Raw genomic sequence first — 11,800 nt, forward strand, 5'->3', positions numbered from 1 at the left:
ATACATCTTATGTTATTGGTCAAGCTTGGTAAAGTCTTATTTGCTCTTTTTACGCTTGCAAATTTAAATACATCTTATGTTATTGGTCAAGTATATCACAACTAAATTCTACTCATATATCAGCAGAATTTAAATACATCTTATGTTATTGGTCAAGACTGAATCAAATCCAATAAAGTTGTCAAAATCTCCAATTTAAATACATCTTATGTTATTGGTCAAGCTGGTCTTGGTGCTGCAATGGTTGCAATGGGTACATTTAAATACATCTTATGTTATTGGTCAAGATGACAGATTGGAACATGAAATAGAAAGGATTGGCTTAATTTAAATACATCTTATGTTATTGGTCAAGTAACGTAATTTAGCCCTTCTTCAAGTTTTATTTTTATAGATTTCTAGGTATTTTCTTATTTTCAAGGTTTTTTTACCAGCTAATCTCATTTTTTATAAATCTTGTATTTTTAGCTATTTTTGTTATTTTCATGGTACTATATTATGTCATTAATATCAATATCTATCTTGTGTGATCTTCCCATGCTTTCTTCTTCAAAGTTATTTCTGCTATACATTTTTATTATTGTTACAAAATCTTCATTTGGCTCTATTAAATTTTTTATTTCTCTTTTTAACGCCATAATTTTTGATGGTGTTATTTCTCCTCGAAATACTGACATTTGATGATGTGTTAGATATTTTTTGCATATTTTAAATATCTTTCCAACTCTTTTTTCTCCTACGTCATAAAACAGAAATACATAATTATAATTTTTTTCCATTAGTATTTTCTTCCTAAATTAAAAGGTTCAAATTTTTTATCTTCTAATATATATTTGATTAGTTTGTAGCAGTCTAGTTTTATCTGAGTTCTATAACTTACATGTCTTTTTAATTTTTCGTTTCTAATTTTGCTTTCTATTCTATCTTCAAATGCTTGAATAAATATTTTCTTTCCTTCTTCGTTTAATATGCAATAGTTTAATTCTCTTACAAAATGTTTTTCTACTTTTATCTTCTTATTATTGACTAATTCAAATATAGTTTTAAACACTATGATTGGTTTAAAAACTTCGCACATATCTAAAGATAAAGAAAATCTCGATTCGCTTGGTTCATGTAGATATGATATGCTCTGATTTAAATGTGTTTTATATATTGCTGCTATTGTCTTTGTGTAAAGGAGCGAGTTCCCAAATGATATTAATGCATTTATTGGATTGTCAGGCGGTCTTTTAACTCTTTTATTTATTATAAAATCTTCTTCTAAAAAATATCTAAAGTTATAATAAAGGCCTTGCCAAAGCTCTCCTTCATAGCTCAATAGTTCTTTTATATTTGTTGAGTTTTCGATTTTTATAGAGAGTTCATTTTTTATATAGTCAAGGTATGGCTTCACTTCTTTTTTGTCATGTTTATAGTAATGATAGAGTACTTCATGGATGTTTTCTAATATTCCCCTTACTATGGCTCTTGCTATTTCCATTCTTCTATATTTATATGCATCTACTTGTGCTATCAAAAGTCTTCCACTTATATATGCTTCTCTGGGATAATAGGATCCGCTGTAGTTTCCATAGTAATTGAAAAAATGAAGCACTATTTTATGTTGTGATAAAAAGTCCAATAATTTTGTGTTAATACTTGTTTCATTTAATAGATATATTTCATTTATGTTTTCAATTGGGATATAATTATTTTTCCCATCTTTTCTAAAGCAAAGTGAATTATCTTTTCTTTTTAATTCCCCATCTGATAAAATATATTTTGTTTTACCCATGTCTACACCCTACAATATTCATAGTATGCACATTTAGTACATCCCTTAATCTTTTTAAATTTTGGAATTTCATCACCCTCGATTAGTTTTTCTATTTCACTTATTAATTTTTCTAACTCTTGAGTTTTCTCTTCGGTGAGTTCTAATATTTCTATTTTCTTGCCCACATTATTTTCAACAAATTCTAGTTTTCCTCTTTTTTCAATTCCCTTACCTTTTAAAATGTATAAATAATAATATAGTTGCCATGATGCAGCTTCTTTATCTGCATCTGACTTTTTTATTTCTACTAAATAATCTTTTGTAATTTTATCGATTGCAATATTTTCTATTTTTATTTCTGCGTTTTTGCTACCCTCTTCTTTATTTTTATGGATTTCTCTTCCTATTGCCACAAGCTCGCTATTATCTTCAAAATTTAGCTTGTTTGCAAAAAGATAACATTGCCTCTTGCAATGAAAGTAATAATTTATTATTGTCCCATTCATAGTTTCTCTCAAATAAATAAATCATCAAATGTATCATCTTTTGATAATTTAATTCTTCCATTTTTTAAGTATTTTTCGCCATCATCTAAATAATATATATTACCTATAAAGTCATTGTAGTTTTTAATACAATCTTCAAACTTCACTTTGCTTATTTTGTACATAAAATTTGACATTATTACTTTTATTTTGGAAAGTTCTACAATTTTTCTACTATAATCCATTTTATAGTCTTGTAATAATTTTTTATAATCTTTCCAGACTTTTTCTCCTACAACTTCTTTGCCATCTAATTCAATTATTTGATTTGCAAAAATATTTACTTCTTCTATTTTATCAATTAATTTCATATGATTTGATATATCTAAAAACTTGTTTTCTGAAAGTGCTTTTTTATATTTTGAATAATTTAGGCTTTTTTGATCTTCTATAGCTTTTTCAATTTTTAAATTAAAATATTCTTCAAAATCTTTTTCTTCAAGGTTTTTTCTCCTGTTTTTATCTCTTAGTGTGAGTTCATTGTCAATATGTCCATAAATTACTGACTCATCTGCCATGTCGAAGAAATATGCTACAGAATTTGATTTTTTAGCAGATCTATTTATTCTTCCTAAAAACTGTTCTTCATTTTCAAGTTTTGATATGTCTTTATATCCTATGTCCATATCAATATCAACGCCGGCTTCTATTACTTGTGTTGCAATTAAGATTAATTTTTCCTTAGATGTTTTTATCTCTTCCACGACGTCTTTTTTCTTTCTAGAATTATCTGCTCCTGTGAGTATAAATACTTTATAATCCGCAAAAAACTTATCTTCACTTACCATGTCATAGAAATTTTCTGCATCGTCTTTTTTTATAAATTCTAGCAAAATCTTTTTATAATCTTTAATATTATCTTTTAAATGGTCTAAAATATCTACATATTCTACTTTTCCTCTGTCTAAAAGTTCATAATTTAATTTGACTCTATTTTTAAATAGGTCCTCATTAAAAATTTCTCTAGGATTATCAATTAGTTTTGCTACTTTATTTTTATTATTTTCGTCCAAAAGTTTTGACAAATCTGGAAGTGTTGCAGACATTATTATTATTTTCATATTAAGTATTTCTGCATATTCACTCAACATTTCAATTATTTCGTTCCAAATTTTTTCTTTGTATGCTTGTATTTCATCTAGAACTATTACTGAATTTGTAAGTTGATATAGTCCAAATATGCTGGACCTTTTACTTGAAAATATTATTTCAAATAAAGCTACATTTGATGTAAGAATAAATGGAGAATGCAAAAATTGTCTATCCTGTAATACTTTTATATAGTAATTTTTCTGCTCAATAGAACCTTCTTCTTCATTTAAATTATTACCAATCTCTGTTACTGAGTTAAGAACGCTAATTTGTCCTCCAACTTCACTATCTTTATAATATTCTCTTAAAGTCTCTCTATTTTGTTCGACAAGTGTATTAAAGGGATAGGCATAAATTATTTTATTCATATTTTCATCTAGTAGTTTATAGGATAAGTTTATGGCAATATTACTTTTGCCTGAGCCCGTTGGACTTTCTAAGAAATATATATTTTTATCTTTATTTTTTTCAAAATTTTCTTCTACTTCTAAAAATATTTTAGTTCTTAAATCATTTAGTTTTTCTTTTTTCTTATAAGATTTAGTTTCTTCCTGATTTCTAATTGATTTCATAAGATTTGAGTTGTTATAGATATCAATTAAAGATTCTTTATCAATTTCTTCTTTTTGCGATTTGTAAGAGTTCATAAATTCAGTAGTTGCATAGAAGTCAGATGCTACTAATAGTGAGTACATCAGTCTTTGGTAAATAAATAAGGTTTTAGATTTTTCTTTTTTAAATTTTCCGATTTTTGAAGAAGTTAATAAGTTGTAGTTAGTTTTAAAAAAATTTTTTATTTTTCCTTCAAAACCACTTGAAAAATCTTTTGTAAAAATTCCCGTTTCAGATATTATTTTAAAGATTTCTAAATCGTTATTATTAATAGAGAAGTAATCCCAAAAACTTTTACCACTATACTCAAAATTATCTAAATCAGAATGATGTTTAGAAATTATGTATGCATTCAAAAATAAAATGTATTGAATTTTTTGCAAGTCAGCTTTTATTAAACTCAAATTATCTAAATAATCTAAATAATAATATAGATATAAAGCTGCTGAAAGAATTGAGTGTTTACTGCTTATTCCTAAATCTATATCTTCAATTTTATTAAATAGTCTTTCTGATTGAAACTTTGAATTTATCTTGCCCCAATCATGTGCTGAAACCAAGGAGTCTGCAAGCTCTTTAAAAATTTCAAAGTATTCTGGGTTTATTTCAAGTTTTTCAAATATTCTCTTAAATACTTCATCAAGATTTTTCTCTTTTTTTAAATTTTTATAATAATCATCTACAAGTTCTATATGATTATCTAAAAGTTCCATTGTTTTATTTTTTTGATTTATGTGACCATAATATTTCTTATGGTCACATATTATTTCACTAATTTTCATAAATTCCATCCTCATTATAGAAAATTAAATTATCCTCTTCATGAGAAAATACAATATTATTCATATCTTCTTCAAATGTTATGTCGGCATTTGTGAAAATAAAATCTTCATATATATATCTTTCAGTTTCCTTTTCCAATTTAAAAGGTAACTTTTCTCTATATATATAACACATAAAAGATTCCATTTCCGAGATATTATTATTGATGAATAAAGAATTTATTCTAATTTCTCCAATACTTTGTTTATTTTTAAGTTCTACTATTTCTTGATCTTTAATATTTGCCAAATGGTCATTTGATCCTAAATAAGGTATAAATGTAGCTCTGTTATTTAATATTTTATCTGCAATTGATTCTGATATTTCGTCATCAATTATTATATAAATATCCCAAGATACATCTTCTAGCCAAACTTGTTTTACTATAAGATTTCCTCCAGCTTCATTAGATGCATGACCAGTGGAGTTATTAAATTTTTGAAGTTTTCTAGGAAAAGTTCCATCATTTGTTTTCGGCACAATTGAAATCTTAATATTTTTTAATTTTTCATAAAATTCTGGATATTCTTTTCTATTTTTATCTGCATATCCCTTATATCCCATAATTGCTCCAATTAGTCCTAAAAGTGCTACTCGATGTATTTGACCATAGGAGTAATAAAGATATGTGTTTACATCTGGCATTTTAAAGAAGGCTGTTTTCCCAGATAGATTAAATTTTAAAGCCTTCATTATTTTTCTCCTAGTTCTCTACCTGTGTAAATATTAAATAATTTTGCAGATGCAGGGAAATCAACTAATTCTAGGACTGCATCATTATAATAAATTTCAATATCTATAATTTCATCTCTATTTTCTAAAATTCCACTATCTTTAAAAATTATTTTGTGCTTAGAATTATCATCTTCTCTTTTTTCGAATTTAATTAACTCTGCAAGATTTGGAAGATATAAATCTAAATCTGTTTCTACAAAAAGTGAAAATTCATTTTCTGCTCCTTTTTTGGAGTTTGTATCAAATCCTGTGGCTGATTTAATTGCTGCATCTTTAAATTCTTTAAAGTCATCTTCAGTGTAGCCCTCAGTTACGCCAAGTTCTTCATATCCATTGTATGCAAGAGGATTAACTACAAAAGAATAAAAATAATGTGCCTCTTCAGAAACTATTTTAGTTCCAAGTGTTGAACTTTTAGCATCTTCTTCAGTTTTTGATTTTTCCTTTGCCTTAGGATCTCTAAAAGGAGAAAGAATTGGTTGATCATTTGCCACAGGGTCTTCAAACTTATTCATTCCTTGTGAGAATTGAACCGCTCCAGTTATTGCAATATTATTTCCAGCTTCTGCAAAAGTTGCTCCAAAGTTTTTGACATCAATTGCTGAGAATAAATTTTTAAGTACTTTTTCTGATTCGCCAGTCTTTTCATTTTTAAGCTCAGTGTCAAAGATTTGTTCATATCTTTCCTTTAATGTTCTTGGAATTAAATATCCATTATCAGATATGATATAGGATTTTAAATATAAAACTTTTTTGTCTTCTTCATCCCATTTCTTTTTCATTGTGTATTTTAAAGCTTTGTCAGATCCAAATATTTCTCCATTTGACAATGATTTTGGATTTCCTGAAAAGTCAGCGTTCCAATTTGCCATAATTGAAGAAATTCCTATAACTCCATATACTCTTTTATCTAGTTTATTCATTTTCTACTCCTTTAATTTCTTCCTTTTTCTTATTGTAGATATAACATTCATCTAAAAATCCTGCGATAATATATTTATCATCTATTTTATTTTTTTGAAATTCATAAAGTATTATATTAGTTATTAATTGATTTAAGTTAGAAGCTCTATAAGCTTTTATAATATGAGCATATCTCTCAACAATCTTTTCAAAATTTCTCATAAGTATTTTAGGGTTATTTCTTCCTAAATAATTTTTTACAAAGCTTAGATTCTTATCCTTCATATTATTTTGGTCTAGTATATATCTGAGAACTTGTCCAATTCCGAAAAGACATTCTTCATCACTTTCAAAATTATATTTTTCTTCGCTTCTAATTTTTTCTCTCATGTTGTCTTGAAAATTCACAAACTCACCTTCACTTTCCTTGTTTAAAAATTCTTTAATAGATAAATAATAATTAAATTGACCAACTGCTTTATTGAAATATTCTTTTGACAGTGAATATTTAATAGAATCAAGTATTAAATTTTCCATTAGGCTGTTGATATTCACATCGTCTTCGTATAGAAAATATCTCGATAAATTATCCCCATATTTAATTAAAATATTTTTTAAATCTCTGTCTCTAATGTTGAGGTCTTCAAGATTATCTCTATTTTTTAAATAATAATTATAAAAATAAACCCAATTAATATTTTTTAAGACTTCAAATCTATCATTAAGCTTTAAATATTTTGATTTTTGTTTAGTAATTTCTTCTTCACTTAAATCTCTTGATAGATTTTCTCTGATAAATTCCTTAAACTCTATATCAATAGATGGAACTGGTTTTGTATAATGTTTAAAATTTAGTATTGCAGCTTCATTTTTCTCAGGATATAGAAAAAGTTCATATCCAATAAATACATACTTTATATCTTTAAAACTAGTATAAATTTCTTTATTTTCAGTATTAAAATAAACTCTAGAAATTCCCTTTCTGGCTAAAGAATTCAAATAATCAAAGAAATCTTTTTGCTTTAAGGCCTCTTCACTAGTTATCATATATGGTTCTTTTACTTTCCTTACAAGATTAGCAAGATATGGTTTTTTATCATTTAGTCCCATATTGTCATTAGAAAGCCCATAACTTGTATTTCCAATTTTAATATTGTACTTATTTTTATTAAAACTATTGACCATTACATATCTATCTTGCTCTCTCTTATAATTTTTTATGTTTTTATCAAAAATTTCTTTTCGATTTTCACCATCATAAATAAAGAAAAACTTATAATAAACTTTGGAGTTTAAATCATATTCAAAATTATCTAGATTTTTAAGTAACCAATTTTCAATTTTCTCTAATTCTTCAATATTAACTTCTCCAAGTTTTTCCTCAACTTCTTTGTAAAGATTTTTTGATTCCTTGTCCTTATATTTTTTATATGGATCTTTTAAGATTTCAAAATATCTCTTAATTGCATCTCTGTTCATTTTTTCTGGATAATTGCTTTCCTTGAAAAATACAGAGTAGTAGTTGGAGCTTTGTATTATTTTCTTGTTATCCAATGGCTTGTTCATATCAAGCAAGTTAGAATAGTAATCTAAGTTTTTAATTAGATTATAATTTAGAGATTCTTCTCCTTTTAACTTATTATTTTTCTTGTCATATTCTAAAACTAGTGGTTCATCGCAAGTCCATTCTGCTTCATTCATTCTAACTAAGACATACTTTCCATCTTTTGGGACATAATTTTTAATTACAATATTTTGCCCATCTTCAATTTTATTTTCTTCAAAAATTTCAATACATTCTTTTAGCATCTATTCACCTCCTAACCTAAATATTTGTATCCACAGAATCCACTTCCGTAAGATATATTTTCACCTAAGCCAACGCCTAGAATTAAGTATGCAATATCTTGTGATAAATTATCTGGATTAATTTGAAGTTCTAATTTATCCCCTAAAAGAGTAATTCCTTTGCAATAAACTTTAACTGGTTTATTATTTAAGATTTTTAAATTACTATAAAAATCTTCTTCAGCAATTTCTTCTTCGACAAAATATTTATATTTTTTAAAAATATTGTCCTTGATTCTCTTTTCAAATTCATTCAAGCTAATTTCGTTGTTCCAATAACCATTAGCAGTTTTAATTACAACGGGACTTAAAGAGAATATCTTGTCTATTGAATGTTTTGGAATTATTCTTGCTCTTAATGTTAAATTTTTGAAATAGTCATTGCGAGCGTTTTCAAAATTCTTCAAAAAATAATTACACAAGTCCTGGTCTATTGTTCTTATTCTGAAATTATAGATATTTTCTTTTTCATATCCATTGTTAATAGGAAATAAATTATCAAAACAATAAGGTTTATACTTTTTAGACTTATGCAACTCTAAATATTTTTCATCTTTTGCAAGATATTCTGTTATGAACTTTGATAGTTGATATTGAGATTCTTCTACTGTTAGATTCCTTAGCAAATAAGTTTTTATTTGCAATTCATATATTTTCATTTTTCACCTCCAATTTATTAATACTTTAGACTGAATCTGATTTGATGTTAATATAAAAGGTTTAATTTGTCAATAGATAAATTAAACCTTTTTACATCTTATGTTGTTGGTCAAAAAATATTTACATTAATACTATAGACATTTAAATACATCCCATGTTATTTTTTAATAATATCATTTATTATTTCAATATTCAATCAAATAATTTTGTAACAAAAAAGGACTGATATTATCAGTCCCAAATCTATGCTATTAGTCAGCACTATATGGTATAAGTGCAATTTGTCTTGCTCTTTTTATAGCAGTTGTCATAGCTCTTTGATGTTTTGCATTTAGACCTGTGATTCTTCTTGGAAGAATTTTACCACGATCAGAAATGTAGTTCTTTAGCATTTCAACATCTTTATAGTCTATTTTTTTAGTCTTATCTTTTTCAAAAGGATCTACTTTTCTCCTTCTGCCAAATCTTCTTTGCATTTATTTTACCCTCCTTAAAACGGAATATCGTCATTGTCAATAGGGAAAAATCCAGCGTTGTCGTCGTCTGTGTTTGAAAAGTCATTGTCATTGTATGCTGAATTTACAGGTTGAGTATTTGAAAAACCTTGGTTAAATCCACCTTGGTTCATATTATTTCCCATATTTTGGTTAAAACCGCCTTGATTCATGTTTTGGCCAGCTCCTTGATTAGAGCTTGATGAACCTATAAATGTAAGATTGTTTACTATTACATCAGTAGTGTAAATTGTTCTTCCATCTTTTTCATAGCTTCCTGTTTGAATTCTTCCATCAATACCTATTTGGCTTCCCTTTTTATGATAATTGGCAATTAATTCTGCAACTTGATTAAAAGCTGTACAAGAAATAAAATCTGCTGTTGGTTGATTGTTTGCTTCAGCCTCAGCCTTTTTTTGCTTGTTCATTCTTCTATCAACAGCAACTGTAAATCTACAAACTGCCATACCATTTTGAGAATAACGAAGTTCCGGATCTCTTGCAAGTCTTCCTATTAAACTAACACAATTCATAAAATCTCCTTAGTCTTCTAACTTAATTACCATTTGTCTCATAACTGGGTCCATGATTCTTGCTAATCTGTTAACTTCAGCAATAACTTCTGGTTTTGTTTCGAATTCATATAAGATATAGTAAGCTTCCTTTTTGTATTCGATTTCGTAAGCTAACTTTCTCATTCCCCATTCATCAACGTTGTCGATTTTACCATCTTGTTCAATTACGTTTTTAATTCTTTCGAAAGAAGCATTTCTTTTTTCTTCTTCTACTTCAGGATAAAACATAATCACTGCTTCATATTTATTCATTTATTTCACCTCCTGGGCTTCGGCATAGTTTTTCTCTATGCAAGGATTTCAATCTTTGATATTATATATTAAGAAAGAAAATTAGTCAAGAAATTATTTTAGCTCATGCTCGTTAGAAAGGATAATTATGGAAACTAAACAAATCAAAATCCAAAAGAAAAAGACAATTGCACTTGTTGCTCATGACCATAAAAAGAGAGAACTCCTTGAATGGGTTCGTGAAAATGAAAAAAAGCTTTCACATCACGAATTAATAGGAACAGGCACAACTGCAACTCTTATTAGAAATAACACATCTCTTGATGTTAAGCGTCTTGCATCAGGTCCTCTTGGCGGCGACCAACAACTTGGTGCATTGATTTCAAAATCAAAAATAGATATTTTAATATTTTTCTGGGATCCTCTTGAAGCACTGCCACATGATCCAGATGTAAAGGCACTTCTTAGAATCTCAACACTTTACGATGTGGCTATGGCAACTTCAAAAATCACAGCCGATTATTTAATTACTTCAAATTTATTTGACGAAGAATATAATGTCTATGTTCCTAACACTGAAGATAATGTGGAGAATAGAATTTCTGATAATAAATTTTGATTAACTAATTAATATAAATTATAAATAAATACGAGGCTCAAAGACTCTTTTTTGTTTATAAATTTTTATTCCTGGGTAGCAAATAAAAAAGAGGCGATAAAAATGGATATTTTAAGAATAGTTTTGCCCTTTGCTTTATTAGCAATTGGAATCGCATGTTTAATCTTAAATATTTCTAATAAATCAAAAAATAATGAAGATAAATATAAAAAAAGTGAAAATAAAAATTTAGGTCTTGGTATTGGACTTGGATTATGCTTTGGAACAGCTTTTGCAATGATTCTTGGATTTGAAAATATAGGTGTTGGTGCAGGTGTAGGACTTGTAATAGGAATAATTATAGGTACAGTTTTAGATAAGAAGGAGTAAATAATGGATTACAGAAGATTTGGTAATAAAATTGTCGCAAGAATAGACAGAGGAGAAGAAGTTCAAGAAAAGTTAAAAGAGATTGCAGAAAAGGAAAATATAAAGCTTGCAAGCATCTCTGGACTTGGTGCAACTGATGATTTTACAATTGGAGTTTATAAAGTAAATGATAAAAGCTACACAGAAAAGAATTTCAAGGGAATTTATGAAATCTTATCAATTATTGGAAGTATTTCCACAAAAGATGGAGAGTATTATCCGCATCTACACATCTCTGCAGCTGATGATAAGGGAAATGGCTTTGGCGGACATTTAATAAAATCACATATTAGCGTAACTTGTGAGCTTACTATTGATGTAATAGACGGAGTTGTTGAGAGAGAAATAAATGAAGAAACTGGATTAAATGTTTATAAATTTATTTAATTATAATTTTTTAATTTAATTTATCTAATTTATAAATTTTTAAAACTATTTTATTATTTGGAGGGGCATTAGGACGTCTTGTAATGGACCTTTAATTGTAGTGAATCGAG

14 protein-coding genes and 1 CRISPR repeat array (1 of these 15 cut by a window edge) are annotated in these 11,800 nt (G+C 27.0%); of the genes, 3 read left to right on the forward strand and 11 right to left on the reverse strand.

The annotated features are described in order from the left end of the window. Positions 1-355: direct repeats of the CRISPR family, unit length 30 nt; unit sequence ATTTAAATACATCTTATGTTATTGGTCAAG; it begins 3,886 nt to the left of the window's first position. Positions 356-491: 136 nt separating this feature from the next. The 11 genes from cas2 to rpsF form a co-directional block, all read right to left on the reverse strand. Next, entirely contained in the window at positions 492-779 is a 288-nt protein-coding gene (cas2, locus tag KQI68_RS01080) for a CRISPR-associated endonuclease Cas2 (protein WP_216548165.1), read from the reverse strand. After that, the gene (gene cas1b / locus KQI68_RS01085) at positions 779-1,777 is read right to left on the reverse strand and encodes a type I-B CRISPR-associated endonuclease Cas1b (RefSeq protein WP_216548166.1); all 999 of its coding nucleotides are present in this window, start codon (positions 1,775-1,777) and stop codon (positions 779-781) included. The genes cas2 and cas1b overlap by 1 nt, the downstream gene beginning before the upstream one ends. 2 nt (positions 1,778-1,779) lie before the next feature. Next, positions 1,780-2,265, reverse strand: coding sequence for a CRISPR-associated protein Cas4 (cas4, locus tag KQI68_RS01090; RefSeq protein ID WP_216548167.1), 486 nt, complete (start codon positions 2,263-2,265; stop codon positions 1,780-1,782). 8 nt (positions 2,266-2,273) lie between these two features. Beyond that, on the reverse strand, positions 2,274-4,790 hold the full coding sequence (gene cas3 / locus KQI68_RS01095) for a CRISPR-associated helicase Cas3' (protein ID WP_216548168.1): 2,517 nt from the start codon (positions 4,788-4,790) through the stop codon (positions 2,274-2,276). Then, on the reverse strand, positions 4,780-5,523 hold the full coding sequence (cas5b, locus tag KQI68_RS01100) for a type I-B CRISPR-associated protein Cas5b (RefSeq protein ID WP_216548169.1): 744 nt from the start codon (positions 5,521-5,523) through the stop codon (positions 4,780-4,782). Before cas5b ends, cas3 begins: the two co-directional genes overlap by 11 nt. Further along, positions 5,523-6,488, reverse strand: coding sequence for a type I CRISPR-associated protein Cas7 (locus KQI68_RS01105; protein WP_216548170.1), 966 nt, complete (start codon positions 6,486-6,488; stop codon positions 5,523-5,525). The genes cas5b and KQI68_RS01105 overlap by 1 nt, the downstream gene beginning before the upstream one ends. After that, positions 6,481-8,277, reverse strand: coding sequence for a hypothetical protein (locus KQI68_RS01110; RefSeq protein ID WP_216548171.1), 1,797 nt, complete (start codon positions 8,275-8,277; stop codon positions 6,481-6,483). The genes KQI68_RS01105 and KQI68_RS01110 overlap by 8 nt, the downstream gene beginning before the upstream one ends. An 11-nt stretch (positions 8,278-8,288) precedes the next feature. After that, complete coding sequence (gene cas6, locus KQI68_RS01115) at positions 8,289-8,975, reverse strand: CRISPR-associated endoribonuclease Cas6 (protein WP_216548172.1); 687 nt, start codon at positions 8,973-8,975, stop codon at positions 8,289-8,291. Positions 8,976-9,227: 252 nt separating this feature from the next. Continuing rightward, complete coding sequence (rpsR, locus tag KQI68_RS01120) at positions 9,228-9,452, reverse strand: 30S ribosomal protein S18 (protein WP_216548173.1); 225 nt, start codon at positions 9,450-9,452, stop codon at positions 9,228-9,230. Between the two features lie 14 nt (positions 9,453-9,466). After that, positions 9,467-10,003 (reverse strand): single-stranded DNA-binding protein, encoded by a 537-nt coding sequence (locus KQI68_RS01125; RefSeq protein WP_216548174.1) that lies wholly within the window; start codon positions 10,001-10,003, stop codon positions 9,467-9,469. A 9-nt stretch (positions 10,004-10,012) separates the two neighbouring features. Then, entirely contained in the window at positions 10,013-10,297 is a 285-nt protein-coding gene (rpsF, locus tag KQI68_RS01130) for a 30S ribosomal protein S6 (protein WP_216548175.1), read from the reverse strand. A 127-nt stretch (positions 10,298-10,424) separates the two neighbouring features. On the opposite strand from rpsF, the gene KQI68_RS01135 reads away from it, so the two are divergent. The 3 genes from KQI68_RS01135 to KQI68_RS01145 all read left to right on the forward strand — a co-directional run bounded on the left by KQI68_RS01135 (position 10,425) and on the right by KQI68_RS01145 (position 11,690). Next, positions 10,425-10,895, forward strand: a complete 471-nt coding sequence (locus KQI68_RS01135; RefSeq protein WP_216548177.1) for a methylglyoxal synthase — start codon at positions 10,425-10,427, stop codon at positions 10,893-10,895. Between the two features lie 102 nt (positions 10,896-10,997). After that, complete coding sequence (locus tag KQI68_RS01140; RefSeq protein ID WP_216548179.1) at positions 10,998-11,264, forward strand: glycine zipper domain-containing protein; 267 nt, start codon at positions 10,998-11,000, stop codon at positions 11,262-11,264. Between the two features lie 3 nt (positions 11,265-11,267). Then, complete coding sequence (locus KQI68_RS01145; protein WP_216548180.1) at positions 11,268-11,690, forward strand: PPC domain-containing DNA-binding protein; 423 nt, start codon at positions 11,268-11,270, stop codon at positions 11,688-11,690. Positions 11,691-11,800: the final 110 nt, after the last annotated feature.

This window comes from Peptoniphilus ovalis, assembly GCF_018919265.1.
Lineage (GTDB): Bacteria > Bacillota > Clostridia > Tissierellales > Peptoniphilaceae > Peptoniphilus_A > Peptoniphilus_A ovalis.

Excerpts from the sequence above, each read along its gene's own strand:
- cas5b (WP_216548169.1), bottom strand. The coding sequence starts at position 5,523 with ATGAAGGCTTTAAAATTTAATCTATCTGGGAAAACAGCCTTCTTTAAA.
- rpsF (WP_216548175.1), bottom strand. The coding sequence starts at position 10,297 with ATGAATAAATATGAAGCAGTGATTATGTTTTATCCTGAAGTAGAAGAA.
- rpsR (WP_216548173.1), bottom strand. The coding sequence starts at position 9,452 with ATGCAAAGAAGATTTGGCAGAAGGAGAAAAGTAGATCCTTTTGAAAAA.
- KQI68_RS01145 (WP_216548180.1), top strand. The coding sequence starts at position 11,268 with ATGGATTACAGAAGATTTGGTAATAAAATTGTCGCAAGAATAGACAGA.
- cas1b (WP_216548166.1), bottom strand. The coding sequence starts at position 1,777 with ATGGGTAAAACAAAATATATTTTATCAGATGGGGAATTAAAAAGAAAA.
- KQI68_RS01105 (WP_216548170.1), bottom strand. The coding sequence starts at position 6,488 with ATGAATAAACTAGATAAAAGAGTATATGGAGTTATAGGAATTTCTTCA.
- cas4 (WP_216548167.1), bottom strand. The coding sequence starts at position 2,265 with ATGAATGGGACAATAATAAATTATTACTTTCATTGCAAGAGGCAATGT.
- cas2 (WP_216548165.1), bottom strand. The coding sequence starts at position 779 with ATGGAAAAAAATTATAATTATGTATTTCTGTTTTATGACGTAGGAGAA.
- KQI68_RS01110 (WP_216548171.1), bottom strand. The coding sequence starts at position 8,277 with ATGCTAAAAGAATGTATTGAAATTTTTGAAGAAAATAAAATTGAAGAT.
- cas6 (WP_216548172.1), bottom strand. The coding sequence starts at position 8,975 with ATGAAAATATATGAATTGCAAATAAAAACTTATTTGCTAAGGAATCTA.
- cas3 (WP_216548168.1), bottom strand. The coding sequence starts at position 4,790 with ATGAAAATTAGTGAAATAATATGTGACCATAAGAAATATTATGGTCAC.
- KQI68_RS01125 (WP_216548174.1), bottom strand. The coding sequence starts at position 10,003 with ATGAATTGTGTTAGTTTAATAGGAAGACTTGCAAGAGATCCGGAACTT.
- KQI68_RS01140 (WP_216548179.1), top strand. The coding sequence starts at position 10,998 with ATGGATATTTTAAGAATAGTTTTGCCCTTTGCTTTATTAGCAATTGGA.
- KQI68_RS01135 (WP_216548177.1), top strand. The coding sequence starts at position 10,425 with ATGGAAACTAAACAAATCAAAATCCAAAAGAAAAAGACAATTGCACTT.